The sequence below is a fragment of the Streptomyces sp. NPDC091972 genome, from assembly GCF_044756385.1.
Classification (GTDB): Bacteria; Actinomycetota; Actinomycetes; order Streptomycetales; family Streptomycetaceae; genus Streptomyces.
The window spans coordinates 102867-129214 of sequence record NZ_JBIVSV010000013.1 but is presented as its reverse complement, the minus strand read 5'-3'; the positions used below and the strand labels follow the sequence as shown (position 1 = coordinate 129214).

Genomic DNA, 26348 nt, shown 5'->3' with positions numbered 1-26348 from the left:
TTCGCCACAGGGCACACCCCGCCCGGAAGGGGGCGGGCAGCCATCGCGTCCGCGGGGCAGGCGCAGGAGCCCTCCAGGCCTGGACGCCGTGCCAGTACAGAGCGGTGACGACCTGGAACGACTGTGAAGGAACGTCGTCGTCGACTGGTCGCCGGTTGCCACCTCGTCACCCTGCGGCCCGCTGGTGTGGGCGAAGCGGCCCCGGGTGTTATTGAATGAGGTTTGCGGTCAGGAATCCCGGCTGTCGCCCGGGTTCTGGTACGGCTCCGACGTGGTGCCGGGGTCGGCGAGCGAGCTGAGAGAGTCGCATGGACTCCACCCCACCCCCCTCGTCTGCGTCACCGTTCGACATGGTCAGCAGCGCTTTGGGGCAGTACATGCCAGGCGACCGAGCAGCGGCGGCCGCCGGTTCAGCCGACCCGCGGGGGGACGACGCCGCCCGCCGAGACGTGTCCGACAACCCGGCCCCCGCCGGTCAGGAGCAAATCCTCGGCGCGGTCAATCTGGACCGGGATCTGAGAATCACCCGCTGCAATCTGGACGCCCCGGTCTTCGCGGGAGTGCAGGCCGTGGCCGGGAGCGCCTTCGTCGATCTCCTGCCTCCCTCCGACATACCGACGGTCACCCGGCGCCTGCGGCAGGTCCTCGAGACCGGAGAGCCGCACGTCGCCCGGGTCCAGCGCCTGCGACGCGGCGACGGGTCGGAGCTGGTGGTCTCGATGAGCATCCTGGCCGCCGCAGCGCCCCAGGAGGGCCTGACCGTATCCCTGATCGCCATGGCCAGGAGGCTGCACCTGTACGCCGCCGAGACCGCGATCGGCACCTCGCTGGACATCGGCGAGACCGCGCAGTCGCTGGCGGAGTCCCTGCTGGCCTGGGGTGACGTGACAGCCATCGATCTCGACTTCGCCGTGTGGACGGGTGAGGCGGTCACCGGACAGCCGCAGGGGCGCCTCCGGCTGCGACGGGCGGCCCTGGTGCCGGACCGGGCATGGCCCGACGGCTACGTGACCCCGGGCGACGATCTTCCCGGCGATGCGAGTCGACTGCTGTCGCAGGCCATACGGCGTGACGATGCCGCGCAGGCCATCGTCATGCCCGACCGGGAAGCGATCGAGCGGGTGCTCGGCAGTCCTCGGCTGGTACGTGCCCTGGTGCCGGGCGACCAGGCGGCGGCCGTGGCGTGCATACCGCTGGTCCTGGACGGCTCACCGCCCGTAGTCCTGGGTGTCGCGGAGGTCTGGCGGCGGGCGGACCGCCCCTTCGCGGACAGCGAGCTGCTCGACCTGCAGGAACTGGTGGCCAGGACCTCCCACCACGTGGACCTGGCCCGTCAGCACCAGCGCGAGCACACGCAGGTCCTGGCCCTGCAGCGCCGACTGCTGCCACGGTCCGGCGGCGACACCATCCAGACGGCCAGCGTCTACCAGCCCGCCACCCCCGACAGCGCGGGCGTCGGCGGCGACTGGGTGAACAGCTTTCCGTTGCCGGACGGCCGTACCGCGCTGGTGGTCGGAGACGTCGTCGGGCACGGCCTGGGCGCGGCGGCGACCATGGGACAGCTGAGCGTGGAGGCCCGCGCGCTGCTGTCAGCGGGCCTGGCGCCCGACGAGGTGCTGGAGCACCTGGACGAGACCGTGTCGCTGCTGGACGACGCGGAGTCCGGGCTGGCGGCCGGTTACAGCGCCCTCGGGTCGACCTGCTGCATCGCCGTGTACGACCCGGTCAGCCACCAGGTGGCGGTGGCCAGCGCCGGCCACCTCCCCCCGGTCCTGGTACCCCCGGACGGGCCCGCCGGCCCGGTCGCGATACGCCCCCACCCCGGGCTCGGCGCCGAGTTCGCACTGCGGGAACCGTACGACGTGTACACGTTCTGTGCGCCCCCGGGCTCACTGCTCGCCCTCTACACCGACGGCCTGGTGGAGGATCCGGCCCTGTCGATCGACGAGGGCATCGACAGGCTGACGGACGCCGTGTCCTCGCTGCACCCCTGGGACGACCTGGAGCAGGCCGCGCGACGCGTGGTCTCGGCGGTGGCGCCGACACGTCGGCGCGACGATGTGACTCTGCTGATCGCACGCATGATCGGTTACCGCAAGGGGGACACCACGACGTGGCGTCTGCCCGCCCGCCGCGACGCGGCCGCCCGGGCCCGCACACTGGTCTCCGAGCTGCTGGGACAGTGGGGCACCGGAGAGCACACCAGGGACAGCGTGCTGCTGGTGGTCGACGAACTGGTCGCCAACGCGGTCCGCTTCGCCGGCGGACCCATCACCGTACGGCTGATCAGGACCGGTCACGGGCTGCTGTGCGAGGTGGGCGACACCGGCAACGGCAGGCCGCGGCTGGGCCCGAGCGGGCTCCTCGACGACGCCGGCCGTGGCCTGCACGTAGTGCATGGGCTCACCGCCCGGTGGGGGGTGCGGTGGACGGACACCGGGAAGGTGGTGTGGGCTACGGTCGAGCGGTGAGGGGGAGCCTGCCGGCCGGTGATGAGGCGTCAGCAGGCCGACGGCGATTCTTCCGCCGGGTGGTGCAAGGCAGCCTTGGCGGGTGGCGGCAAGGGCCTTGCTCGGGTGGTGACGGAGCGTTTTCCGGCCGGTGACGGGGTGTTGGCCGGGCGGCGTGCGAGCTGTTCGTCGGGCGGCGGCACCGGCGTCACGGGGGGGTTGGGGCCGCGAGTCGGCGTTACAGCCACTCCCCTTCCAGGGCGGTGGCCGTGAGGCCCGGGGCGGCCGCGTACAGAACGGCACGGCTGCCCGCCTTCTGCCCGGCGTCGTACGCTCTGCGCATGATGTCGAACACTGCGGCGCCTCCGCGGTTGCCGCTGGTGTAGCTGTCCCGGCTGTAGTGCAGGAGCCCCGCCGGCCACCCGTCGGGCATCGTCTGCTCCATGTACTCCAGCACACGCGTCCCGCCCGGGTGGGCGAGCAGAACGTCGGGGTGCCAAGAGCCGGGGTCGTCCTGGTAGCGGAGGCGCAACCAGTCCCACATCGCCGTGACCGTCTCCTGCACGGCGCGCGGCCCGCGCCGGTCCATCACGAAGTGGGTGCCGTCCTCCCGTGTCTCCAAGCGGTGCAGGTCCTGGGTGCCGGGCAGCGTGTGGTGCCAGGCTGCGTCCAGCCGCAGCACCGACTCGGGCCTGGGCCGGCCCGTGACCACCGCGGCGACCGCGGTGTCCGCGAACAGCAACCGGACGATCAAGGACTCCAGAGTGTCGTCCGCGGGCTGGTAGGTCGTGCTCAGTGCCTCCGCGATCACGACCAGGACAACCCGGTCGGGGTCCGCGGCCACGAGATCCGCCGCCAGGGCCAGGGAGCGGGTCCCGGCTATGCAGGCCCACTGTGTGGCCGGCAGCAGCAGCACGTCGCTCCGGAGCGGGAGCCGGTTGGCGAGGGAGACGTCGAGCCCCGGCAGCGCGGGCGTGGTGGAGTGACTGGTGATCAGACAGTCGACGTCCGCGGCGTCCAGCCCTGCGATCTGCAGGGCCCCGCGCGCCGCACGCTCACCGTAGGACTGCACTGCCGACCAGGCCGGCGCGGTGCGCTCCTGGACGGTCTGCGGCGCGGGTATCGCCTCAAGTGCGGCGATCACGCGATCCACGTCCTGTTCGGTGAACCCGTCACCGGCCAGCGCCTCTCGGGCCGGCCCGATGCCGGCGGCCGGCAGTCCGCTTCCGCTGCCGGGTGCGATGGCAGCCTCCAAGGGCAGCATCCAGCCACGGGTTTCTATGCCCGTACTGGACGCGATGCCGTCGACACGCGGCGCCCATGCCGCGTTCGGGTGCCGACCTCGCACTTCTTCCACGATCTGGCTGGTCCGCACGGCGTGCTTGCCGTGTATCACGGCGGGCGGGCACAGGTAAGCAACCATGATCGGCGCCTTTCTACAGGGAACGGGATCGAATGCCACGGGCGCTGTGTCGCGGGCCACTTGGTAAGGAGTCACTCAAGTCACGACAGTACGACCCGATTCGGGAGTCAGTGTCCGTTTCGAGCATGAATGCCACAGGGGCGTTTGCGCTGTGATCTGGGCAACTTGGGAGGTTCTGCGATGCGTGAGACGGCGCACACTGCCGCAGGGGGGCCGGCACGGTGCCGCGCCTGCCCGACATGCCACCGGTGGACCTCGCCATCGCCGCCACCGCGGCTCACCACAGCCTGGCTGCCCTTCACGACGAGGAGCCGGTGGTGCGTATCCGTAGCGTCCCACACCCGTCAGTGCCGTGTCCCGGGTCCTGGAAGGCGGTTGTACGGGTTCGTCGAGCCCCCGGTGCCCTTGAAAGGTTCAGTACGGCGGAGCCGCGTGCGATCTGCTGACTGGGCCAGCTGTTACCGAAAGCCGAGACGGCCTCTGCGAGACCGAGCGGACGGCGTCCTCCAGTAGGCAGTAGGCAGCATGGTCTGCGCTGTGTATGGGGTGCCGACCCCGTGATGGGCCGACACCCCAACCACCCGCTGCTGAGGCGGTCATTGCTCCATCGCTGGTGTCCGGGCCGGAGCGAGCCGCGCGCCGCTGCGATAGGTGGAGATGTCCAGCCGGTCCAACGCGGCAGCAAGTTCGTACGCGAGACCACGCAGCCCGGTAAGGCGTCGCGCGAAGATTTCAGTCTTGGGTACCGCCGGGTTGATGCGTGCGGTCTCAACTACAACGCCCTAGCGGAACGACGGCGCCTCCTGCACGCTAGCTGGCAGGACTAGGACGTCGCTGTTCCGCAACGGCGGCCCCGCCCTCGGTCGGCAGGGGGCCCAGCCGTCGTGCCCCCTGCCGACCTCTCGGCTCAGCGGAGCGTGCGCTCCAGCCGTTCCGCCACCAGCTTGACGAACCGCGCGGGATCCTTGGGCTGTCCGCCTTCCGCCAGGACCGCGAGTCCGTGCAGGAGTTGGGCGGTCTCGGCGAGCTCCGTCCGGTCCTCCTGCTCCGCGTAGGCCTGTTGCAGGCCACGGACGAGCGCGTGAGCGGGGTTGAGTTCGAGGATCCGCTTGGTGACCGGCACTTCCTGGCCCATCGCCCGGTACATGTTCTCCAGCGCCGGGGTGAGGTCGTGTGCGTCGGAGACAACACATGCCGGTGAGACGGTCAGGCGGTTCGACAGCCGGACGTCCTTGACCTCCTCCCCCAGCTGCTCCTTCATCCACTCCAGCAGGCCGGCGTAACTCTCGTCCTGCTCCTGTCGTGAACTGTCCGACTGTTCGCCGTCCTGGACGTCGAGGTCGATCTCGCCCTTGGCGACGGACCGCAGCTGCTTGCCCTCGAACTCGCCGACGGCGTCGACCCACACCTCGTCGACGGGGTCGGTCAGCAGCAGGACCTCGATGCCCCGGGCCTTGAACACCTCCATGTGCGGGGAGTTCTCGAGGCTCTGCCGGGACTCGCCGGTCAGGTAGTAGATGTGCTCCTGCCCCTCCTTCATCCGCTCCACGTACTGCTGGAGCGTCGTCGGCTCGTCCCCCTCGTGGGTGCTGGCGAAGGACGCGACAGCGAGGATGGCGTCGCGGTTGTCCGGGTCGCCGAGCAGTCCCTCCTTCAGTACGGAGCCGAACTCACGCCAGAACGTGGCGTACTTCTCGGGGTCCTTGGCCCTCATCTCCTTGACCGACGACAGCACCTTCTTGGTCAGCCGTCGCTGGATCATCCTGATGTGGCGGTCCTGCTGGAGGATCTCCCGGGAGACGTTCAGCGAGAGGTCCTGCGCGTCGACCACGCCCTTGACGAAGCGGAGGTACGGCGGCAGCAGCGCCTCGCAGTCGTCCATGATCAGCACGCGTCGGACGTAGAGCTGGAGTCCGCGTCGGAAGTCCCGGGTGAACAGGTCGTGCGGGGCGTGGGCCGGGAGGAACAGCAGCGACTGGTACTCGAAGGTGCCCTCGGCCTGGAGCCGGATCGTCTCCAGGGGGTCGCGCCAGTCGTGGCTGATGTGCTTGTAGAGCTCGTGGTACTCATCCGCCGAGACCTCCTCGCGCGAACGTGCCCACAGGGCCTTGCGCGAGTTCAGCGTCTCCGGCTCGGCCGTCTCCTCGCCGTCGCCCGGCTGGGGGGCGAGGCGGATCGGCCAGGTGATGAAGTCCGAGTACCGCTTGACGATCTCCCTGATCTTCCAGGTGGAGGTGTAGTCGTGCAGCTGGTTCTCGGGGTCGGCGGGCTTGAGATGGAGGGTGACGGACGTGCCCTGGGGCACGTCCTCGACCTTCTCCAGCGAGTACGTACCCTCACCGCGGGACGACCAGCGTGTGCCGCTGCTCTCGCCGAGGCGCCGGGTCACCAGGGTCATCTCGTCGGCCACCATGAATCCGGAGTAGAACCCGATGCCGAACCGGCCGATCAGCCCCTCCGCGCCGGTCTCGTCCTGGGCCTCCTCCAGTTCCTTGAGGAGGGCCGCCGTGCCGGAGTTGGCGATGGTGCCGATCAACGTACCGACCTCGTCGTACGACATCCCGATGCCGTTGTCCCGCACGGTGAGCGTACGGGCCTTCGGGTCCACGTCGATCTGGATGTGCAGGTCGGACAGGTCCACGTCGAGGCCGTCGTCGCGCAGGGCGGCCAGGCGCAGCTTGTCGAGCGCGTCCGAGGCATTGGAGACGAGCTCCCGCAAGAAGACGTCCTTGTTCGAGTAGACCGAATGGATCATCAGCTGGAGAAGCTGACGGGCCTCTACCTGGAACTCGAAGGTTTCGGTCGACATGGTGCGCGTGTCCCCCACAGGTCACTGAGTCGCGGAAAACGGGCAGCAGCCACTTTAAAACACCACGTCAGGGCGTTGCACGTGAAGCCGACCGCTCGTCATACCTCCAGCGCCCGCCGATCCGGTCGTCCACGCTGACGCGGACGCCGCCGCGAGAACGCCGGCTCCCCGCGGTGCGGGAGCCGGCGTCTCGGCGGGGCTTCTTACGGAGTGACGCAGCCGATCGAGCCGACTGGATGGTTGTTGCCGGTGGAGGTGGCGGTGAAGCCGAAGGTCACGCTGCCGTCCGGGGCGACGGTTCGGTTGTAGTCGGCGTTCCTGACCGTGACCGTGCCGTCGGTCCCGGTGCTGAGCGTGCCGTTCCAGACACTGCTGATCCGGGTGCCGGTGCCCGGCTGCCAGCGCACGGCCCAGCCGTTCATCGGTGCCGTGTTGTGGTTCATCACCTCGACGGAGCCCTGGAAGCCGCCGTTCCAGGCGCTGGTCACCGAGTAGACGGCCATGCAGCCGGTGTGCGGGTCGGTCGGGGTGGGGGTCGGCGTGGGCGTGGGCGTGGGGGTCGGGGTGCCGCCTGAGCCGCGGATGCCGGTCACCTCGCCGTTGCCGCCGTCGAAGACGATGTCGGAGCAGGAGAAGAAGTTCTCCTGGCTGTCCGAGCGCACCCACTGGATGAACAGCACCGCGTCGCCCGAGCGGCCCGCGGGCAGGTTCAGGTTCCAGTAGTAGTGACCGGAATCGGTGCCCGGCGAGCCCGACTGGGCGGGGTTGGTGACGGTCTGGATGAGCTCCAGGTCGCCCCATCCCAGCGGGGAGCTGGGCGAGTAGCCGGGCTTGGACAGGTACACCCGGAAGTCACCCGGGTGCGCCGCCCAGTTGCTGTACCGGACCTGCATGCTCTTCCCGGAGGTCAGATGCGTGCGGGGCCAGTCGGAGCGGGCGGCGTTGTAGCCGGTGAAGTTGTACGGGGAGCGGTCACCGGCGCTGCACAGCTTGCCGTCGGGTACGTAACCGGCGCCGCGGCCGCCCGCGTTGGAGTCGAGCACGGCGAACCAGTTGTACAGCGCCGTCGATCCGCTCTCGGCCAGCGCGGCCTTGCACGCCGGGTTCGTCGGGTCCAGGGCGCCGGTGCCCGTCTTGGCGTCCTGGTAGCACAGATACGTCCGCGAGCCGGGCATCATCGCCACGCCGTGGGCCTGCGCGCTGCCCTGGCCGAGCAAGGCCAGACCGAGACCGCTCAGCAGGGTGGCGAGCACCGCCGCCAAGGAGAGGAGCCGGTTTCTGCGTCGAACCATGGTGCCTCCTGTCGTTGCTTTGCTGTCCGCTGTGGAGCCCCCGCCCGCCCGGGGAAGAGGTCGCTCCGGGCGGGCGAGGGAGTGTGGGGAGGTGGGCGGATCAGGCGGGCGGTGCGCCCCAGGCCAGGGTGGAGCCGAGGTAGCCGGGGATCGTGGGGGCGTCGGTGTAGGAGGTGGCGGTGGTGCGGCTGTAGTCGCCGGCCTCGTCGAACGCGGACCAGTCGGACTTGGCCATGCGCAGCTGGAGGTCACCGGTGTCCCGGCCCGCGGCCAGCGAGCCGGCGGAGAAGCCGACCTCCAGGTAGGCGTCCGCGCCCGCGACCGGGGTGCTCAGCGGGACGACCCTGAGCTTGACGTTGGAGCAGCCGACCGCGGCGTAGTCGCAGTAGGCGTTGACGGTGGACGAGCCGCTGTCCCGGGTGAAGTAGTAGCGGGCGGTCACCCCGGTCAGGTCGAGGGCAGCGCTGCCGGTGTTGGTGATCCGCAGGCCGGGGCGGATGGCGTTGTCGGTGGCCGAGGAGTCGTTGTTCTTGTAGGCGACCTTGAGACCGCCCGCCGGGTCAGGGCCGCCGCCGCCCGTCTCGGTGGTGACGCTCAGCGCCGCGGAGGCGGCGGAGACGTTCCCGGCCGCGTCACGGGCCCGCACGGTGTAGCTGTAGGCGGTGGCGGCGCTCAGTCCGGTGTCCGTGTACGTGGTGCCGGTGGCCAGCGAGCCGACCCGGGTGCCGTTGCGGTACACGTCGTACCCGGTCACGCCCACGTCGTCGGTGGCCGCGGTCCAGGCCAGGGAGACGCTGCTCGCGGTCTTCGCGGTGGCCCGCAGTCCGGTGGGAGCGGTCGGGGCGGTGGTGTCACCCGGGTCGGTGCCGCCCGTCGGCACGGCGGGGTAGGCGTTGCGCACCAGCATCTGGAACTGGTTGTGGAACCAGTGGCCGGCCAGCGGTGCGTCGGGCAGCGCCCCGGTCTTGTTGTTGCCGGCGTTGGAGGCGGTGTAGTCGGGGTCGCACATCGGGTCCGCCTTCTTGCCCTCCTCGTTGGGGATGTCCTTGCTGGCGCCGTCGGACTCCCCCGGCGGCTTGACCCACAGGAAGGCGTCGAGGTGCGAGTCGGGGTATCCGGAGGGCGTGGCCTGCGGCGGCTGTCCGAGCCCGGCCCCGCTCGCGTTGCACCACAGTCCGCGGTGGACGCGGCGGTCGACCTTGGACTCGTTGACGTAGGTGTCGAGGGTGGTGCTGGTGCTCTCCGCGGTGGGCCGGGCCGAGCCTCCCCAGCCGTTGCGGGAGGTGTCGACCACCAGGCCGGTGGAGGTGGGCCAGCCTGCCGAGACCAGCGCGCGGTGCACGTTCCTGGTGAAGTCCACCTCGTCGAAGTTCGGGTTCCACTCGTAGTACTTGCCCGACTTGACCGGGTTGCCGCCGACCTGCTTGTCGGGGTTGGTCAGGAACGGCTCTTCCAGCGGCGTGTAGTTGGCGACGTTGGTGATCAGCCCGTCGACGCTGCTCAGCCCGGCCGCGGTGCCCCTGGCCACCTCGGTGTACTGCTGCACGGTCTGGGTGAGGTTGTTGTCCCAGCCGAGCCAGCCGGAGTGCGCGTAGTCCAGGTAGGTGTACACGTTCGGGATGGCGTGCAGCTTGTCCAGGGCGTACCGGATGCCCTCGACGTAGATGCCGCTGCTCTTGGCCTGCGCGCATTCGGGGTCGGAGGTGTTGGTGACCAGGTTGGGCAGGCTGTCGGGCTCGACGACCGTGGTGATGCGGATGTCCTGGTACTTGGGGTCCTTGAGGACGTTCGCGACGACGTCGATGTACTCGCTCTTGTAGCGGGTCAACCCGGCCTGTGTGAGCGGGAGTTCGCCGCTGGAGGCGAGGGCGGCGCAGTCCCGTCCCGGCAGGTCGTAGACCACGAAGGTGGCGGTGATCGGCTGTCCGGGCTTCTTCTGGGCGAGTGCCAGGTCGAGGTGGTCGGCCAGGCTCTTGCGTCCCGCGTTGGCCTCGCCGCCGTGGACGGCGGCGATCCGGTCCAGCCAGACAGCGGTCGGATAGCTCTTGACCTTCTCCATCTTCGCCTTGAGCGTGGCGTCGGAGGTCTGCGCGATGGACGTGTCCACGTGCTCGGCGTAGTCGGGGTTGAGGTAGAAGGTCGCGCCCGCGAAGGGGTTGTCGACATGAGCTTCCGCCGCTGCCGCGGGCTGTCCCGCGATCTGGCCGGCCACCCCGAGCATCAGGGTGGCCAGGGCGGTGGCCAGAGCTGCCGACCGTCGTCGGCGCGTGCGCGGCAGCGAGGCGCCGTCGGCTCTGGTCGGGTGGGTCATCGTGCCTCCTCGGTGGTACGTGCGGGGATGCCGGTCGTACGTTCAGGAGCCGGTGCACTGCGGGGCGGGCGTGCCCGCGCCGCCGTTGGCGGTGAAGCCGAACGAGGTGGTGGCGCCCGGCGACAGGGCGCCGTTGTGGGTGGCGTTGCGGACGGTCGCGCGGCCCTGGGCCACGGTCAGGGAGCCGTTCCACAGACTGTTGACGGTGGAGCCGTTCAGGTCCCAGGCGACGGACCAGCCGGTGATCGGGGCGCTGCCGGAGTTCTTGACGGTCATCTCCGCCTGGTAGCCGCCGGACCAGGCCGAGACGACCTTGAACTGGGCGGTGCAGGAACCGGGTTGGGGCTCCGGGTCCGGATCGGGGTCGGTGCTGTAGGTCAGGCCGTGTCCGTAGGCGAAGAGCGGGCTCTTGCCGTCGCCGTCGTTGATGGGCTGCTGGGAGGCGCTGCGCATCCACGTCATGGGGAGCTTGCCGGTCGGGGCGTGGTCGCCGAAGAGCACGTCGGACACACCGGCGCCCTCGGTGCCGGGCAGCCAGGCCGCCAGCAGGGCGCGCCAGTCCGGCAGTTGGGCGGCGATGTCAAGCGGGCGCCCGGAGACCAGGACCACCACGACGGGCACACCGCTGGCCTTGAGCCGGCTGAGGGTCTGCAGGTCCTCCTGGTCCAGCCCCATGGCGCCCGGCCGGTCGCCGTGCATCTCGGCGTACGGTGTCTCCCCGACCACCGCGACGGCGGCGGTGTAGCTGCCGTCGATGCCGTTGCCGTAGCGGTCGTAGGTGATCCGGGACGGGTCGGTCGCGGCGGCGCGGATGCCCTGGAGGACGGTGGTGCCTTCGGTGACGGGGCCGCTGCGGCCCTGCCACCCCAGGGTCCAGCCGCCGCTCTGGTTGCCGATGTCGTCGGCGGACTTGCCGGCCACGAACAGTTTGGCGTTCTTCGCCAGCGGCAGGATCGCGCCGTCGTTCTTCAGCAGCACCTGCGACTGCCGCACCGCCTGCCGGGCCAGGGCCCGGTGCTCGGCGGAGCCCACGGTCGGGGTCAACGACCGGTCGGTGAGCGGCCTTTCGAACAGGCCGAGCTGGAACTTCCTGGTGAGGATGCGCCGGTTGGCGTCGTCGACGCGCGCCAGGGGGATCCGCCCGGCGCTCACCTCGCCGCGCAGCAGGGTGAGGAACTTCTTGTAGTCGTGCGGGACCATCACCATGTCGACGCCGGCGTTGACGGCCGTGCCGATCTCGGTGCCGGTGAAGCCGCTCTGTCCGTCCAGTTGGTCGACCGCGGCCCAGTCCGAGACGACGAAGCCGGTGAAGCCGAGCTCCCCCTTGAGCACGTCGGTGACCAGGTACTTGTTCCCGTGCGAGCGCACGCCGTTCCAGCTGCTGTAGGACAGCATCACCGAGCCCACGCCCCGCCGTACCGCCTCCTGGAAGGGCGGCAGGTGGATCGCGCGCAGCTCGGCCTCGGACAGCTCGGTGTTGCCCTGGTCGACGCCTCCGGTGGTGCCGCCGTCGCCGATGTAGTGCTTGGCGGTGGCCAGTACCGACGCCGTCTCGCCGCCCAGGGTCATGCCCTGCAGGCCGGTGACGAACGTGGCCATGGCGGTGGGCAGTTCGGGCTTCTCGCCGAACGACTCGTAGGTGCGGCCCCACCGGTCGTTGCGGGCCACGCAGAGACAGGGCGCGAAGGACCAGTCGATGCCGGTACCGGCCACCTCCTCGGCCACCGCCCGTCCGACGCGCTGCACCAGTGCCGGGTCACGGGTGGCGCCGAGGCCGATGTTGTGCGGGAAGAGGGTGGCGCCGCGCACCGCGTTGTGGCCGTGCACCGCGTCGATGCCGTAGATCATCGGGATGCCCAGCGGGGTCGTGAGGGCGGTGCGCTGGAGGGAGTCGTAGGTGTCGGCCCAGGTCTGGGCGCTGTTGGGGCTGACCGTCGAGTCGCCGCCGGAGAGCACCGAGCCGATGCGGTAGGTGGCGAGGTCGGTCTGGGGGACGAGCGCGTCCTTCTCGATCTGGGTCATCTGCCCGAGCTTGTCGTCGAGCGTCATCCGGGAGAGCAGATCGGTGACCCGCTGGGGCACCGGAAGGGAGGGGTCCTGGTACGGCAGGGCGACGGCGGCTGCGGGGAGCTGGGCGGGCGGGGCGGCGGCAAGAGCGGTCAGCGCGAGGGTGGCGGCGCACAGCGCGGCGACAAGAGCGGGGCGGCGGGTCCGGGAGCGTAAGGGCACGTCGGCAGGTGAGGAGGGGGTGTGTGCGGACGCGGTGCAGCTCGGGCTCATGGGATGCGGCCTTTCCGGGTGCGGGCCGGAGGGGCGGGTGGTGGGGCCGGGGCCCGCCCCCGTCGGTAAGGGAAGGCGGGGCGGGCCCCGGAGAAGGCCGGTGCGGCGCGACCGGCTTCGGTCAGGCGCTGGTGCAGGCCGTGCCGTTCAGGGTGAAGGTGCCGGGCTTGGCGAAGGTGCCGCTGTAGGTGCCCTGGAAGCCGAAGGTCTGGCTGCCGCCGGCGGCGATCTGCGCGTTGTGTGCCACGGGAGTCGCCGTCACCGCGCCGGAGGAGCCGGACAGGGTGGCGTTCCAGGAGCTGGTGACGCGCTGTCCGGAGGGCAGGGTGAAGCCGAGCTGCCAGGTGTTCAGGGCGGTGGTGCCGGTGTTCTTGACCGTGACATCGGCGGTGTAGCCGCCTTGCCAGACGTTGGTCGCGTAGGTCACCTGGCAGGCCGTGGCCGGTCCGCCGGGGCCGCCCGGGCCGCTGCCGCCACCGAGGTTGACGGTGGAGGAGAAGGAGTTCACCGCGAGTCCGGCGCCGTTCTGCCACGGCTCGAACCCGGCCTGGACGCTCGTCAGGTACCAGTTGTTCTGCGCCAGGCCCCGGGCCACGGCCTGGTCGGCGAAGTCCATGACGTCGAAGCTCCAGCTGCTGATCGCCGAGGGAGCGACGAAGGAGATCACGTCGTTGGAGCCGTTGCTGCCGGTCCACACCTGCCAGGTGCGGCCGCCGACGGTGGCGGTGCCGACCTGCGAGCCGATCGGCTGGATGGAGCCCACCCGGTTGAACCAGATCATGATCTCGGTGCGGTTGACGCCGTCGGTGCGGGGCGTCGGGTCCAGCCAGATGTCGTACGAGGCGTTGTACACGGCGCCCGAGACGAAACCGTAGGAGATGCTGCTGGGCGCGCTGGAGATGTTGCTGAGCTGCGCCGGAAGGTTGGTGCCCGGCGAACAGTTCGTGTAGTGGCAGCCGTTGAACACCGACGGGTAGGACTTCGGGGCGCCGTTGGTGGGCACCGAGCCGTCGGCCTGGGTGAGGCGGAAGCCGGTGTCGGTGGCGGTGACGCACTGGGTGGCGCTGGTGCCCCAGCGGTTGTTCTGCACGACGTAGCGGCCCTGGATGACGGTCGAGCCGAACTGCTCGCAGACCGTGGTGTCGGCCTGGGCCGTCGGTGCGGCGACGAGGAGTCCCGCGAGCGCGGCGAAGGCGGAGAGCAGTGCGGCGAACAGGCCGCGCACGGGGCGGGGACGGTGCGGTAACGGTCGCATGCGGGTGCCTCTCTCGAACGTGGCTCGGCTGGTCGGAACCGGTAAGGGAGCGCTCCCACCTCCCCACTTATGGGAGCGCTCCCACTTCCACCGGTTCGGGTCGGACTGTAGGAGTCCGTCCATGTCCCTGACAACCCTGTGCGCGCACCTGCGTCGAATGGATTTCGAAGGCGCAGGTCAGGCAGACACGTCGCAACCTTTCGTTGGGGGACGGGAGTTGGGAGCGCTCCCGAAACTTTCGCCCGGAGCCGTCCCTGCGAGTCTCGGGGCCGTCCCCGCGGGCCCGGGCCCCGTCCCCGCGACCCTCAGGCCGAGGCGCGCACCACCAGCCGGGTGCGCAGGATGACATGGCGCCAGGCGACCTCCGGTTGTTCGGTCTCTGCATCAGCAGCCGCGCCTTGGTCCGCCCGATCTCCTCCAGCGGCTTCTGGATCGTCGTCTGCGACGGCTCGGTGTGCTGGGCGAGCGGGAAGTCGTCGAAGCCGTTCACCGCGACGTCCTCGGGCACCCGGAGGCCGGCCGCCTGCAGCGCCCCGAGTGCTGCGGCGGCCATGGTGTCCGAGGCCGGACCCAGGACGAGATCACCGACCTCGCCGTTACCTTCAACATCATGCTCGCGAAGCTGGACGACGCCTTCGAGGCACAGCGCCGTTTCGCGGCGAACGCCTCCCATGAAACTCCGCACACCACTCGCCACCACCCAGGCGGTCATCGACGACGCGCTGGCCGATACGCCGCCCGGGCGGACACGTGACCTTCTGCGGGACCTGCGCACCCTGAACAGCCGCAGTGTCCGTACCGTGCGCACGCTGCTGGACCTGGCGGAAACTCAAGCGAGTAAGAGCCCCCTGGAAAGGGTCGATCTGACCCTCGTCGTCCGTCGGGAGGCAGAGGCACAACGGGCAACCGCCCTGACGAACGGCGTGACAATGAACGAGGACCTTGGTCCTGCCGTGGTCGACGGCGAGACATCCATGACTCAGCTCATGGTGCGCAACCTCCTCGACAACGCCGTACGCCACAACCACCGCGGCGGAGAAGTCGAACTGCGTCTGCGCGACGAATCCGCCGGGATCCCCCTCCGTGTCGTCAACACCGGCGCTGCCATGACTCCCGAGGAGGTAACGAGGGTCACCGAGCCCTTCCACCGCGGCGCCGGACGCCTGGGAAATGGCGGCAGCGGACTGGGGCCGCTCTGGTGGCCGCCGTCGTCGCCCGGCACGGGTGGCTGCTTCAGCTGCTGCCCCGGCCTGACGGCGGCCTGATCGCCGAGGTCCGGATGCCGCGTTCGGCACGAACTTCCGGGACGCACGTGCCACCGTGCCCGGCGGACCCGTCAGCCCGGGTGTGAACGAACTGATCATGTCCGTGGATCCGGCGAAGAACGCAACTCCGTCAGCAGCATCGATGTCGTCAGCGATGCGCGCGCATACTGTCGTTCTCCGCGCCGTTTGCACTGTTCCCACGAGTCACCGCCAGCGGACGGTGTAAGGGGGCTCGACCCCAAGTTGTCTGCTCGTGGGGCCTGGTACCCGGGCTCGACGGAGTGGGAGCCCCCGGTGAACTGCCAGCCGTCGGTGCCGTCGGCGACGTCCTCAAGGATGAGGTTGCCGACCCGTTCTCCCGGGAATCGCTGTTTGTCGTCGGTCCGTACAGGCCCGCGAGCGTCGACCGAGGCCGCACCCGACGGAGCTGGCCGGCAACGGGCGGCCCGATCGCCCCAGAGACGGATGCCGGCCGCAGCCTGGAAGCGAACAGGGCCACGCGTTTGTCGCCCAAACCCCGCTCCCCCGCGTGCGCCTGCCCCGGCCCCGCCCGTCGCGACCGGCTGCCGACTTGCCCCGGTGTGCTAAACAGGCAGTAACCAAAGGGGCATTTTGCAGCAGCTCACGCTCGGAATCATGTCGCAGACCCGCAAGGAGAACGAGCATCGTCTGCCCGTTCACCCCGCTCATTTCGACCGCATCGACGCCGGTCTCCGCAAGCGCATCTATCTCCAGGAAAACTACGGAGAACATTTCGGCGTCCCCGACAGCCTGCTCGCCCCGCTCGTCGCGGGCTTTCGCACGCGTGAGGAACTCATCGCCGACTGCGACGTCATCCTGCTGGCCAAACCACTCCACGAAGACCTGGCGGAACTGCGTGAGGGCCAGGTCCTATGGGGCTGGCCGCACTGCGTCCAGGACGAGAGGCTCACCCAGACCGCCATCGACCGGCAGCTGACTTTGATCGCCTTCGAAGCGATGAACCACTGGACCCGCAGCGGCGCCTTCAACCTGCATGTCTTTCACAAGAACAACGAGCTGGCCGGGTACTCCTCGGTCCTGCACGCCATGCAACTGAACGGCGTGACAGGCGACTACGGGCGGCGTCAGCGCGCGGTCGTCATCGGCTTCGGCGCGACGGCCCGCGGCGCGGTGACCGCGCTCAGCGCGCTGGGCGTGCACGACGTCGACGTGCTCACCGCGCGTGGCGTCACCGCCGTCAGCTCCCCCATCCACTCCGCGCGGATCGTCCACTTCGACCACGACAAGGCCGACGACACCCTCGACCCGCGACGCAGCGTCGCCCTCACCGAGGACGGTCCGCTGCCGTTGGCCGAGTTCCTCGCCGGGCACGACATCATCGTCAACTGCGTGCTGCAGGACACCGACGCACCGCTGATGTTCCTGATAGACGAGGACCTGCCCAAACTGGCCCCCGGCACTCTGGTCATCGACGTCTCCTGCGACGAGGGCATGGGCTTCGACTGGGCCCGGCCCACCACGTTCACCGACCCGATGTTCACCGTCGGCGACCACGTCAGGTACTACGCCGTGGACCACAGCCCCTCCTACCTGTGGAACTCCGCGACCTGGGAGAACAGCGAGGCCCTCCTGCCCTATCTGGACGTCGTGCTCCAGGGCCCCGACGGCTGGGACACCGACGACACGATCCGGCACGCCATCGAAATCCGCCGCGGCGTCGTCCAGAACCCCAAGGTGCTCGCCTTCCAGCACCGCAGCGCAAAGTACCCGCACGCCCGCGAGGAGACTCGGACGGCGTCGCGGCCATAGCCGGCGGGCATCCGCTCTTCAGCCGTCCTCCGGCCGCTGTCCCGAGCCCGCCGCGCGGCAGGCACCTCGCTGAGCAGTTCGGATCCGGCTCGTCCGTAGAGCGCCGAGATACTGATCTTGTCCCGCTCCTCCCACGGAATAGGGGCGCTGGCTCTGGGGCGCGCGTCCTGTGGCGCCGCAGGGCTGGTCCGCCGCTGCGGGGACCATCTCTGGCCGTCCGTCGTCCGGCGCCCCTTCCTGGGCGTCGTCCCCGATTCGCGCAGCGGCATGGCCCTCAGTCATGGAGCCGCCCGACGTCCGGTGTATCGGACCGGGTCGACACGATGCCGTTTGCGAACACACGCGCTTGCGGCACGGGCAGGAGTACGGTGGAGAGGACGAGGACTTTCCGTATGCCGGAACCCGGCCAGGCCGGGCCGTCGCCTCGTGTTCGGGTCCACCGGCCCACCCTCCTTCCGCAGCACTCCACCCGTCCTCCCAGGGCAGCCGTGAGCCCGGCCCGTCCGCATCCGGCCGAGGAGTCACGAGTGCCGCTCCGCCCGACCACGTCCACGAAGGTCACACCGTCGGACACAGTCCGCTGCCCCAGGGCTACGACAGGGACGTCCTCCTTCCCGGACCTGTGCCTCCTCGCCCTCGCCCGGCTCTCCCTCGGCGAGAGCCGGCACAACCGCCACCACGCCGACCCCACCAGCGCCCACCATGGCATCGACCCCGGCAGGCTCGACCCGTCGGTGGCCGGCATCCGCCTCCTCGAACGTCTCGGCTGACTGCAAGGCCGCCGGCTGGGTCCGGCCCACCTCGCCGTCCGCCGCCTTTGACATCAACCATGCTTCTCTGTACGGCAGTTGGCAGGAGACCCCATGATCCCCGCACTGCAACCCCCGCTTCCGTCTCATCCCCTCCTGCGCCTGCGCCTGGCACCACGCGGCGGCATGCCCCGCCCCATCGATGGAGCGTGGTGGCCTCGTTCGTACGACCTGCTCGCCGAACTCCCCCTACTGCTCGCAGGGTTGCCGCGTGCCTGGGGTCATGTCACCAGCGTGACGGTCAACGGGGCGACCTGGCCCGCGGTGCCCGGTCGGATACTCGTCTCCAACCAGGTCGTACAGCTGCACCGGACCCTCACGGCATCCGCCGCGGACACCATCGTCCTGCTCGCACCCGGCCAGGGGCGCTGGGACCTGATGGTCGTGCCACCTAATACGACCGAGGAGGCCGCGGAACCGCTCATGGCGGCCGGGGCCCACGGTGGGGTGCGAGAAACCGTGAAACAACCTCCCTGTTGATCTCGTGGATCCGGGCAGGGCCAAGCGCGTGCGGCGAGCGGGTCAGGTGCGGACTGCGCTGCCCACCGTGCACAGAGAGGCCGTTGTTGCCAGGGCCAGTTTGTCGACGGCGGTGTGCACCAGCCCGATGACTGGAACAACCCCAAAACTGTTTGCAGGTACCGGTTCGAGGAACCCGGACTGTGGGCCTCACAGTTGGTTGAACTGTGAGTCGCCTCCTTCAATCGTGGGACCGGGTGGCACCCGGTCCCACGAGCACGTCACGGACGCGAATCCCGCAGGGCCGTATTCGGGGATGGATACTCATTGTCAGCGCACTCTGGTGGGTGCCAGACAAATCCCTTGGGAGCCGGTTCGGATCCAGACCGGCCGGGGCGCCAGCTCCGGAGACTGCGGTGGCTGCATGGTCGTGCTCCGGCCCACCACCTTCTTCGCGAGCTCGCCGGTCCGCTGCCGCACTTCGGTACGTCCGTGCAGCTCCGAAGGTGTCGGTGCCATGACGTCCGGAGCCCGGAGCCGCCCATCGCCGGCCGGTCAGCAAGGCCTGCCGCAGTGGCTCCCGAACTCACCTTGAAACGCCAGCCGCGGAAAGCGGCACACCACTCCCCTACGTCCCTGTCTGGAACCGCCGGAATTCAGCAGAGCATTGTGGGACGCGAGCGCTGTGGATCATCTGCGCCTGTCCGAGCTCGCGGGACAGATCACCTCCGGCGCCTTCGCCAGGTCGGCCAATTCAGCCTCGGCACCGGAGTGGTACGACGGCCGCCTCGACTGACCGGCGTCACGTCTTGGGCGCTGCCCGGTCGGTACCGGTGTTGATGAGGATCTGTTCAGCTTGCGTGATGTTGTCGGCGCGGACGGCTTCGGCCATCGCGGTGCGTGCCGCCTCGGGCGTCGCGTGCGGCGGGATGACGAGGAGGGAGAAGTAGTCCTGATCACCCCTGGTGACAAGGACGGTGTCGTCGCCGACCGGGAAGGAATCGATATGGACGACGCGGTCGTCGACGAGCAGTCGCGTCGGCAGCACGTCCCAGGCCCCGGCGTCCAGACCGACGCGCGTGAGCGGCCCGAGGTACTCGGTCAGCGCGGAGATCAGGGCGGGAAGCTCGGCTGCGACATCACGGGAGCACGGCCACCACGCCCCGTCGAGAACGCCCCGCCGGTCATGCGTGGTCTGTAGCCGTACGACAGCCGTCCCCGGTTTCACCGCCTGGTGGACGGCGTCCGGGAGGAGCCTGGTCACACGCGGGGATCCGGAGTCGGACATGACACCCACCCGTCAGCGAGAAATACCGAGCGAATTCCTCGTTTCACGGTACTCCGCAGCCCGCAGCAGTCGGAAAGCTCGCTGGTCACACGAGCCGGAGTAGGGTGAAAGATCCAGTCCACGCCCAGGAGGGAACCGTCGTCATGCAGCCCCAGGAAACTCCCCCCGACGGACACGCCGACGTACATATCGTCGCCGCCGCCCCCGAGGTCGCCCGCCGGGTCGCGGAGGTTCTCCGTCACTGCTTCGCCACCACAGAACAGCGCAGCTATCCCGCGGACACCGAGGGAGGGACCCGCCTCGAGCTCACTGTGGACACCACCAGCGCGGCAGAACCTGCGCGGTCCTGGCTGGAGACCAGCCGCTCCCCGGGCCAGGACGGCCGCCGGAACTGAGGGAATCTCCGGGAGCGGTCCGTTCGGCGGCTTCGGGGAGTAGCGTGAACCCATCGGGAGCACTTCGCGCACCGGCACCGATACCGGTGTCGTTCCTGGTGAGCAACGGCACCGGACAACTGCACACGCGCAGGGGTTCGGAGACGGGTTCGCGCGATGTCCGCGATCACCGACCATCCTTCGGCGCGCGCCGTGCCCTTCAGGGCGCCGACCGCACGCCTTGCCCTCAAACCCGTGAGCCCCTCCCCAAGGCAGGTCGAGCTGGACGGCGCATGGTGGCCCCGCTCCCGTGACCTCAGCGACGAACTGCCCGCGCTGGCCGACGTACTGGACCCGCTGTGGGGACGGATCACCCGTATCGCCGTCAACCCCCGCTACTGGCCGGTCATCCCGCAACGGATATTCGTCAACGGCAATGTGGTCAAGGTCGGTTGGTTCACCACAGAGCTGGACCCGCACAAGATCTTGCTGCTTTCCGGAACGTCGGGCCGCTGGGACCTCCTGGTGATACCTCCCGAGGTCGGCGCCCCGTCGGCCGCCCGGCTGATGACCGCCGCGAGCGCGGGCACCGCCCCGCAGGCGACCGCGACCGCTCTCCTGACGGCGGAACTGGTCGACGCCCCCTCCGCATCGCACGACCCCGGCACCGGAGGGACCGGCCGACTGGCCGCGTCGATGCGGTCATGTGCGCCACCGCCCCGGCCGTAAGGGGGCGGCCCGGATCGTGTGGCCGCCGCGTTGCAATGGACCGTCGCCGGACGCGGAATGACCCCGGGGTGCCGGGCTCGGCAACTCCGGGACACAGGACGAAGCATTCCGCGCTTCCGCCTCGCCCCGTCCCCTCGAGAACCCACCCACCGCGCGGCGAGGCCGGCCATGACCGTCGCACGGAGCATCAGGACCCAGGCGTAGACGATGAAGGGCAGGATCACGCAGGAGCTCGGCCGAATCACCCGCAACAGGCGGCTGCAACGCCGAGGCAGCAACGAGCGCGTCTCCGGAAGCCTGAAACAGGCCGGGGACAAGACCAAGGACGCCTTCGGGCGGAACGGAAGTGGCCCCCGATGATGTACGACCAGACACGCGCCCGGCAGCCGTCCGGCCAGGCTGCGGGCCCGGCCGGACGCCGCAGCCCGAGCTCGGAGCCGCTGCTTCCCTCGGACGAACAGGACAAGATCGTCCAGCGCCTCCGGCACGCCCTCAACACCTTCGCCGACGCCCCGCTCGAGGCGCTGCAAGAGGCCGAGAGCGCCTACGACGAAGCCATCGCCCAGCTCGCGAACGCCCTCGCGGAACGACGGCGTCTCCTGCACGCCGGCTGGCAGGACCAGAACCCCGACGCACAGTCCGACGAACTTCGCGCCCTGAGGCAGTACCGGGAGATCACCCAGAGACTGCTCCACATCTAGGCGGCCACTCCTCCGCGTCGCGGCCGAGCGCGGAGTAGTGTTGACAGTACTGAGGGCATTTCGCACACCGGCTTCCACGCCGGGTCGTTCTCGGCGAGAGATGAAACCCGGGCCGCCGCAGAGGCGGCCCGGAGACGGGTCCGCATCATGTCGGCGACCTTCCACCCAACCCTGCCGCACCCTGAGCCTGTCGCAGCCCCGGCCACGCGTCTCGCCCTGAAGACGGACGGCGCCTCCCGTGGACTCCTGGACGGTGCCTGGTGGCCCCGCTCCCGGGATCTGCTGAGTGAACTTCCCGCGCTGACCGACGTGTTGGACCCCTTGTGGGGCCGCATCACGCGCATCGCCGTCAACCCGAAGTACTGGCTGGTCATCCCGCGCCAGGTTGCCGTGGACGGCCACATCGTCAAGGTGGGCTGGTTCACCCCGGAGATCGACCCACACAAGCTCCTGCTGCTCTCCTACGGCACCGGCCGCTGGGACCTGCTGATCATCCCGCCCGAAACCGGAGCGGAGTCGGCGGCCCGGCTGATGGCTGCCGCATCCGACCACGACGGGCCGCCCCTGACCGCGAGCGCGCTCATCGCTGCGGACGAGGCCCGGCACGGCGTCGCCGCGACCAACGAGCACATGGACCCGGACGAGGCATGGGAATACGAGGGGGGCGCCTGGACGCTGTCCGCGGCCCTCCCTCACCAGCCCGCACGCCCGGCTGGCCCGGTCGCCTGAGCGTCGGTAAGTGAGGTCGCTGCCATGAACGTCTTCCTGACGGCCGCCGCCTTCATCGTCCTCATCCCAGCGGCGGCGTACGTGATTCACCGGCTCAACATCGAGCACGCCGACAGCATCGCCGCGCACCGCTACAGCGCCGCCCTGTCCGGCCACCGTGGACGCGGCATGCCACTCCCCTCGATGGTGGAACCCGGCTGGTCCCGGGGTCGGCCGCCGTCTCCACCTCGGTGGGGAGCTCGAACGCGGGCTGCGGGCCGTACTCGCCCACCGCGCCACCAATGCCGAGGTACATGTGATGGTGTCCGCCCTGGACGGCTACGGCACCAATCCGACGGCCGGCGGCACGTATCAGGTGGTCGAGGCAATTGCGCGGGTGACAGCCGTGATCGCCGGGGTGGGACGCCCGGGCAGCCGCGCCACGAGAACCCGGCGGATCTCGGGGGGTGCCCCTTCGACGTGCAGCAGGCTCACCCCGGACGGCAGCACCGGCGAGAGCCGCGAGGGCACTGTTGTCACCCCGAAGCCACCGGCGACAAGCTGAAGCTTCGTCAGCCAGTCACGCGCGCAGTGGACGATGTCCGGCCGTCCGGGCAGGCCGGGCCAGACGCCGAGCAGCGGCTCGGCGTTCGACGCCGGGGCGGCAATCCACGGAGCGTCGATCAGTTCGTCGACGTGCACCGCCGTGCGGCCGGCGAACTCGCCGGTCGAAGGCACCGCGACGACAAGTTCGGTGTCCGTAACGGTCTCGACGTGCAGGCGCGGTGACTCGCCGTCCAAGGGGCGGTGGGGCGGGCGGGACGTCAGCACGGCGAGATCGATCGAGCCCGCGCGCAGTGCCCGGATCAGGGAGGGCGTGGTGCCCTCGGTGGTGGTGACCTTGATCTGCGGGTCGGTCGCCACGAGGCGGGTGAGTGCGAGGGGCAGGATGGCCGCGCCCGCGCTCAGGAACAGTCCGAGCCGGACCAGTTCGGTACGCGAGACGGTGCCGGTGAGGTCGCGCTCAGCCTCCGTGAGACAGTCCAGGATCGTGCGGGCGTGGCGCAACAGAGTCAGACCCGCGGGGGTGAGCCGCACTCCGTCAGGGCGGCGTTCGAACAGGGCGGTGCCCGCGCTTCGTTCGAGGGCGGCGGCCTGGCGTGAGACCGCCGACTGGGTGTAGCCGAGCCGGGTGGCTGCCGCGGTGAAGCTGCCGGACTCGGCGATCTGCCGCAGGACCCGTAGGCCTGTGCTGGAGATGTCCATGCGGGATACGCATACCACAGATGCCTGATCGTCGCTTCCCGCATGCCCGCCGGGTTCCTAATGTCGATCCCGACGAACACGGACGAACACGGAGGTCATCACGTGCGAGCAGCAGTTCTGACGCAGTTCGGTGCCCCGCTCACGGTGCGGGAGGTTCCCGACCCCGAGGCAGGCGGCGGCGAGGTGGTGGTCGAGGTCCTCGCCGCTCTCGTGGCGCCCTACGCGGCTGAGGTCTTCAGCGGCGAACGGAACTACCCTCTGGTCCCTCCCGTCGTGCCCGGGATCGGCGGCGTGGGACGGGTCGTCCACGTGGGCCCGGACGCCACCCGGCTGCGTCTCGGCGACCTGGTGTGGTGCGACTCGACGGTGCGCTCGCGGGATGACGCCCTGACGCCCGACATCACGCTTCAGGGCTGGAGTTCCCGCGGCGAGGGCGGTGCGCGACTCGCCCGGTACCTGCACGACGGGTCGTTCGCGGAGCTCATGCGGGTCCCGACGGAGAACGTCTTCCCGCTCCCCGCAGCGGCGGGGGACGACCCGGCCCGCTGGGCCGCGCTCGGCGTGCACGTCATTCCTTACGGCGGGTTGCTTACCGGCGGGCTCGCGGCCGGCGAGACGCTGCTCGTCAGCGGGGCCACCGGCAACCTCGGCAGCAGTGCGGTTGCGGTGGCGCTCGCCATGGGGGCGGGCCGCGTGGTCGCCCCAGGCCGCAACAAGGCCGCGCTCGACCTCCTCGCCGACCGGTTCGGTCCGCGTCTGCGCCCGGTCCCGCTGTCCGGGGACGACGCCGACGACCGCGCGGCGATGTCCGCGGCAGCCGAAGGCCCGATCGACATGGTGATCGACCTGCTACCGCCGAGCGCACCCAGCTCGGCAGCGCGCACGGCAGCCATGACCGTGCGCGAATACGGCCGCGTCGTCCTCATGGGCGGTGTCGGCATGCTCGGCGGCGACGATCTCGCCCTCCCCTACCCATGGATCATGCGCAACTCGATCACCGTGCGCGGCCAGTGGATGTACCCGCGCACAGCGAACGTCGGCATCATCCGGCTCATCGCCTCGGGCACCCTGGACCTTGCCGCCGAACGCGTCCGGTCGTTCGGCCTCAACTCCGTCAACGAGGCCATCACGTACGCCGCCGCACATGGGGGCCCGTTCGAGCGCACCATCCTCACCCCCCGGCTCGCTGACGAGACCGACTGATCCCACAACGGGGACTCGGGCACCAGCAAATCGCACCTGTTGATCGCGCCGGGCACCGCGACCGCAACGGCCGACTTCCGCGTCCGACACACCGCTGCGGCGGCCTTGGTGAAGGAGCTGCTCGAGCGCTAGCCGACAAGCATCCGGTCTGCTCGAGGCTGGTCGGGTGATCGACGTGCCTCAGTTGGCGGTGCTGGCCTGGCCAGGTGCCTCAGTGCTGCTCAACACGCTGCACGACGAACAGCAACCCGCGTGACGCATGGCATCTGCGCCTGCTGGACCTAGTGACATGCCTGCGACGGTCGAGGGCACCCGGGGAGGGCTATCGCGGACCGGGCAACCGGGACCTGCCTTCCAGCCTGGAACAAGGAGTTGCCATGTCCACCCCCGCACGCACCGCACCCACTGCCCGAACGCCCGTACAGCAGGCCACCCTTGCCGTGGGCGCCGTCTTCCTCCTGGTCGGTGTCCTCGGCTTCATCCCCGGCATCACCACGAACTACGACACCATGGAGTTCGCCGCGCACCACTCCGAGGCCAAGCTGCTGGGTATCTTCCAGGTCTCCATCCTGCACAACCTCGTACACCTGGCCTTCGGCGTCGCCGGACTCGCCCTCGCGCGCACCGCGGCACAAGCACGGCTCTATCTCCTCGCCGGCGGCGCCGTCTACCTGGTCCTGTGGCTCTATGGACTGATCATCGATCACGACAGCGCCGCGAACTTCGTCCCGCTGAACACCGCCGACAACTGGCTCCACCTGGTACTCGGTCTGGGCATGATCGCACTGGGCGCCCTGCTCACCCGCAAGGACTCCCCCGCACGGACTGCCGGCTGACCGGCGCAGGCACCTGATCCCAGCCCCGGTTGCTGCGATCATCCCTGGCGCGTGATCCATTGCGCGCCTCCCTTCCAGCCCCGCCCAGCTGGCGATTCCGAACCCGGCCAACTTCCCCGGGTGTCACAGCTCCCTTGAGGACGCCAGACGCAGTCCGGGATCGCCCGGTGCAGGGCAGGACGATGGGCGGGGGCGCTTCGGGTAATCCATCAGCGGTCCAGCCGTGCACACCCGAACTGCTGGCAGTTGCAGCCGCCTTGCCGGCGCACATGTGGGCGGCCAGGGCCGGAGCGAGCAGGTCCTGACCGCGGTCGTGGGTGAACGATCTGCTTCCACGGCCGCGGGCGGGCACCATTTTTCCTGCGGCCGAAGGCGCGGCGCAACACTGCGGCCGGGCCGACGACAGCATGCCCGAGTTTGTCGCCGGCACAGTCGACGGTGGGCGCGGTCGACCTGGGGATCGCGCTGTGAGGCTCACCATCGCTGCGTCGCCGCTCCTGCTGCTCGGAGCATTTCGGCAACGTCGGGATGGGGTCCATGGTCTGCCCATTCCAGCGGGGACCAGCCTGCGCCTTGGTCCTCGCGGAGGTTGGGATCGGCGCCATACGCCAACAGCTCCCGGACCGTTGCGGTGTGTCCCCAGCAAGCGGCCGCGCACAACGGCGTGCCCTCCGAACCGGGGCCCCTGCTCTCAGTGTCAGGGCAAGCCCCGGCCTCCATGAGCAGGTGGGCCACTTCGGCCTCCCCCTGCACCGATGCCAGGTAAAGAGGCGTGGTGCCGTCTGCGTCCCTTCTCTCCGGACTTGCTCCACTCCGCAGCAGAGCCTGCACACTTTCGGCGTCGCCTGACAGGATCGCCTCGAAAAGGCGTTGAGAGAGCTTCTTCTGCTGTCGCTGCTTCATAGCTGGTGAGGCTAGCGATCACGGGTGCGCCCCAACCGCGTGACGACGAGGCAAGCCAGTTCGGCCTGCTCCAGGGCCGGCTGAGGCCCCTCTGGCCGCGCTGCACATTGCCGAGCAGCGCGCCGGAGCCGAGCGGAGCCGGTGGGGCGACAAGGGCTTCGCCCAGGACGAGTACGGCGACTTCGTTCGCGCCGAC

The 26348-nt window shown here is 69.9% G+C and carries 20 protein-coding genes and 1 pseudogene; 11 read left to right on the top strand and 10 right to left on the bottom strand.

The features are described 5' to 3' along the window. Nucleotides 1–308: 308 nt before the first annotated feature. The gene (locus ACIQJT_RS32280; protein WP_402649374.1) at nt 309–2471 is read left to right on the top strand and encodes a SpoIIE family protein phosphatase; all 2163 of its coding nucleotides are present in this window, start codon (nt 309–311) and stop codon (nt 2469–2471) included. A gap of 217 nt (nt 2472–2688) precedes the next feature. Here the strand turns inward: ACIQJT_RS32280 and ACIQJT_RS32275 are convergent, their stop codons facing one another. The 7 genes and pseudogenes from ACIQJT_RS32275 to ACIQJT_RS32245 all read right to left on the bottom strand — a co-directional run. After that, a complete protein-coding gene (locus ACIQJT_RS32275; RefSeq protein WP_402649373.1) occupies nt 2689–3873 on the bottom strand; it encodes a type III polyketide synthase in 1185 nt (394 codons plus the stop codon). Nucleotides 3874–4780: 907 nt separating this feature from the next. Continuing rightward, the gene (htpG, locus tag ACIQJT_RS32270) at nt 4781–6682 is read right to left on the bottom strand and encodes a molecular chaperone HtpG (protein ID WP_402649372.1); all 1902 of its coding nucleotides are present in this window, start codon (nt 6680–6682) and stop codon (nt 4781–4783) included. A gap of 203 nt (nt 6683–6885) precedes the next feature. Further along, nucleotides 6886–7974: a lytic polysaccharide monooxygenase gene (locus ACIQJT_RS32265; protein ID WP_402649371.1), complete on the bottom strand. Its 1089-nt coding sequence runs from the start codon at nt 7972–7974 to the stop codon at nt 6886–6888. A 100-nt stretch (nt 7975–8074) separates the two neighbouring features. After that, nucleotides 8075–10285, bottom strand: coding sequence for a glycoside hydrolase family 6 protein (locus ACIQJT_RS32260; protein ID WP_402649370.1), 2211 nt, complete (start codon nt 10283–10285; stop codon nt 8075–8077). Nucleotides 10286–10327: 42 nt separating this feature from the next. Then, nucleotides 10328–12514, bottom strand: a complete 2187-nt coding sequence (locus tag ACIQJT_RS32255) for a glycoside hydrolase family 3 N-terminal domain-containing protein (protein ID WP_365461495.1) — start codon at nt 12512–12514, stop codon at nt 10328–10330. A gap of 172 nt (nt 12515–12686) precedes the next feature. Next, nucleotides 12687–13820: a GH12 family glycosyl hydrolase domain-containing protein gene (locus ACIQJT_RS32250; RefSeq protein WP_365461497.1), complete on the bottom strand. Its 1134-nt coding sequence runs from the start codon at nt 13818–13820 to the stop codon at nt 12687–12689. Nucleotides 13821–14125: 305 nt separating this feature from the next. After that, a pseudogene (locus ACIQJT_RS32245) lies at nt 14126–14385 on the bottom strand (substrate-binding domain-containing protein); the annotation flags it as partial. 106 nt (nt 14386–14491) lie between these two features. Between ACIQJT_RS32245 and ACIQJT_RS32240 the strand changes: the two are divergent. The 4 genes from ACIQJT_RS32240 to ACIQJT_RS32225 all read left to right on the top strand — a co-directional run bounded on the left by ACIQJT_RS32240 (nt 14492) and on the right by ACIQJT_RS32225 (nt 18165). After that, on the top strand, nt 14492–15085 hold the full coding sequence (locus ACIQJT_RS32240) for a sensor histidine kinase (protein ID WP_402649369.1): 594 nt from the start codon (nt 14492–14494) through the stop codon (nt 15083–15085). Nucleotides 15086–15697: 612 nt separating this feature from the next. Then, entirely contained in the window at nt 15698–16876 is a 1179-nt protein-coding gene (locus ACIQJT_RS32235; protein ID WP_402649368.1) for a N(5)-(carboxyethyl)ornithine synthase, read from the top strand. A 527-nt stretch (nt 16877–17403) separates the two neighbouring features. Further along, on the top strand, nt 17404–17646 hold the full coding sequence (locus ACIQJT_RS32230; RefSeq protein ID WP_402649367.1) for a hypothetical protein: 243 nt from the start codon (nt 17404–17406) through the stop codon (nt 17644–17646). Nucleotides 17647–17739: 93 nt separating this feature from the next. Continuing rightward, nucleotides 17740–18165 (top strand): DUF5994 family protein, encoded by a 426-nt coding sequence (locus ACIQJT_RS32225; RefSeq protein ID WP_365461503.1) that lies wholly within the window; start codon nt 17740–17742, stop codon nt 18163–18165. 781 nt (nt 18166–18946) lie between these two features. Here the strand turns inward: ACIQJT_RS32225 and ACIQJT_RS32220 are convergent. Next, nucleotides 18947–19432, bottom strand: coding sequence for a DUF5994 family protein (locus ACIQJT_RS32220; protein ID WP_365461505.1), 486 nt, complete (start codon nt 19430–19432; stop codon nt 18947–18949). 143 nt (nt 19433–19575) lie between these two features. Here ACIQJT_RS32220 and ACIQJT_RS32215 point away from each other — a divergent pair, with 143 nt between their 5' ends. The 4 genes from ACIQJT_RS32215 to ACIQJT_RS32200 all read left to right on the top strand — a co-directional run bounded on the left by ACIQJT_RS32215 (nt 19576) and on the right by ACIQJT_RS32200 (nt 21965). Further along, nucleotides 19576–19827: a hypothetical protein gene (locus tag ACIQJT_RS32215; protein WP_365461507.1), complete on the top strand. Its 252-nt coding sequence runs from the start codon at nt 19576–19578 to the stop codon at nt 19825–19827. Nucleotides 19828–20061: 234 nt separating this feature from the next. Then, nucleotides 20062–20535 carry a DUF5994 family protein gene (locus ACIQJT_RS32210; RefSeq protein ID WP_365461509.1) on the top strand — a complete coding sequence of 158 codons (474 nt, stop codon included), beginning with the start codon at nt 20062–20064 and terminating at the stop codon, nt 20533–20535. A 356-nt stretch (nt 20536–20891) separates the two neighbouring features. Next, nucleotides 20892–21236 carry a hypothetical protein gene (locus ACIQJT_RS32205; protein ID WP_402649366.1) on the top strand — a complete coding sequence of 115 codons (345 nt, stop codon included), beginning with the start codon at nt 20892–20894 and terminating at the stop codon, nt 21234–21236. A 147-nt stretch (nt 21237–21383) separates the two neighbouring features. Beyond that, nucleotides 21384–21965, top strand: coding sequence for a DUF5994 family protein (locus ACIQJT_RS32200; RefSeq protein ID WP_402649365.1), 582 nt, complete (start codon nt 21384–21386; stop codon nt 21963–21965). A 351-nt stretch (nt 21966–22316) separates the two neighbouring features. Here the strand turns inward: ACIQJT_RS32200 and ACIQJT_RS32195 are convergent, their stop codons facing one another. Continuing rightward, nucleotides 22317–23210, bottom strand: a complete 894-nt coding sequence (locus ACIQJT_RS32195; protein ID WP_402649364.1) for a LysR family transcriptional regulator — start codon at nt 23208–23210, stop codon at nt 22317–22319. A 102-nt stretch (nt 23211–23312) separates the two neighbouring features. Here ACIQJT_RS32195 and ACIQJT_RS32190 point away from each other — a divergent pair, with 102 nt between their 5' ends. Together ACIQJT_RS32190 and ACIQJT_RS32185 are read left to right on the top strand one after the other, a co-directional pair. Continuing rightward, on the top strand, nt 23313–24413 hold the full coding sequence (locus tag ACIQJT_RS32190; protein ID WP_402649363.1) for an alcohol dehydrogenase catalytic domain-containing protein: 1101 nt from the start codon (nt 23313–23315) through the stop codon (nt 24411–24413). Nucleotides 24414–24790: 377 nt separating this feature from the next. Further along, nucleotides 24791–25249 (top strand): DUF4383 domain-containing protein, encoded by a 459-nt coding sequence (locus ACIQJT_RS32185; protein ID WP_402649362.1) that lies wholly within the window; start codon nt 24791–24793, stop codon nt 25247–25249. 474 nt (nt 25250–25723) lie between these two features. Here ACIQJT_RS32185 and ACIQJT_RS32180 read toward each other — a convergent pair whose 3' ends face one another. Continuing rightward, the gene (locus tag ACIQJT_RS32180) at nt 25724–26152 is read right to left on the bottom strand and encodes an ankyrin repeat domain-containing protein (RefSeq protein ID WP_402649361.1); all 429 of its coding nucleotides are present in this window, start codon (nt 26150–26152) and stop codon (nt 25724–25726) included. Nucleotides 26153–26348 lie beyond the last annotated feature (196 nt).

Bases quoted from the DNA above. Each gene is read 5' to 3' on its own strand.
- ACIQJT_RS32280 (WP_402649374.1), top strand. From the start codon at position 309: ATGGACTCCACCCCACCCCCCTCGTCTGCGTCACCGTTCGACATGGTC.
- ACIQJT_RS32275 (WP_402649373.1), bottom strand. From the start codon at position 3,873: ATGGTTGCTTACCTGTGCCCGCCCGCCGTGATACACGGCAAGCACGCC.
- htpG (WP_402649372.1), bottom strand. From the start codon at position 6,682: ATGTCGACCGAAACCTTCGAGTTCCAGGTAGAGGCCCGTCAGCTTCTC.
- ACIQJT_RS32265 (WP_402649371.1), bottom strand. From the start codon at position 7,974: ATGGTTCGACGCAGAAACCGGCTCCTCTCCTTGGCGGCGGTGCTCGCC.
- ACIQJT_RS32260 (WP_402649370.1), bottom strand. From the start codon at position 10,285: ATGACCCACCCGACCAGAGCCGACGGCGCCTCGCTGCCGCGCACGCGC.
- ACIQJT_RS32250 (WP_365461497.1), bottom strand. From the start codon at position 13,820: ATGCGACCGTTACCGCACCGTCCCCGCCCCGTGCGCGGCCTGTTCGCC.
- ACIQJT_RS32240 (WP_402649369.1), top strand. From the start codon at position 14,492: ATGAAACTCCGCACACCACTCGCCACCACCCAGGCGGTCATCGACGAC.
- ACIQJT_RS32225 (WP_365461503.1), top strand. From the start codon at position 17,740: ATGATCCCCGCACTGCAACCCCCGCTTCCGTCTCATCCCCTCCTGCGC.
- ACIQJT_RS32220 (WP_365461505.1), bottom strand. From the start codon at position 19,432: ATGTCCGACTCCGGATCCCCGCGTGTGACCAGGCTCCTCCCGGACGCC.
- ACIQJT_RS32215 (WP_365461507.1), top strand. From the start codon at position 19,576: ATGCAGCCCCAGGAAACTCCCCCCGACGGACACGCCGACGTACATATC.
- ACIQJT_RS32205 (WP_402649366.1), top strand. From the start codon at position 20,892: ATGATGTACGACCAGACACGCGCCCGGCAGCCGTCCGGCCAGGCTGCG.
- ACIQJT_RS32200 (WP_402649365.1), top strand. From the start codon at position 21,384: ATGTCGGCGACCTTCCACCCAACCCTGCCGCACCCTGAGCCTGTCGCA.
- ACIQJT_RS32195 (WP_402649364.1), bottom strand. From the start codon at position 23,210: ATGGACATCTCCAGCACAGGCCTACGGGTCCTGCGGCAGATCGCCGAG.
- ACIQJT_RS32185 (WP_402649362.1), top strand. From the start codon at position 24,791: ATGTCCACCCCCGCACGCACCGCACCCACTGCCCGAACGCCCGTACAG.
- ACIQJT_RS32180 (WP_402649361.1), bottom strand. From the start codon at position 26,152: ATGAAGCAGCGACAGCAGAAGAAGCTCTCTCAACGCCTTTTCGAGGCG.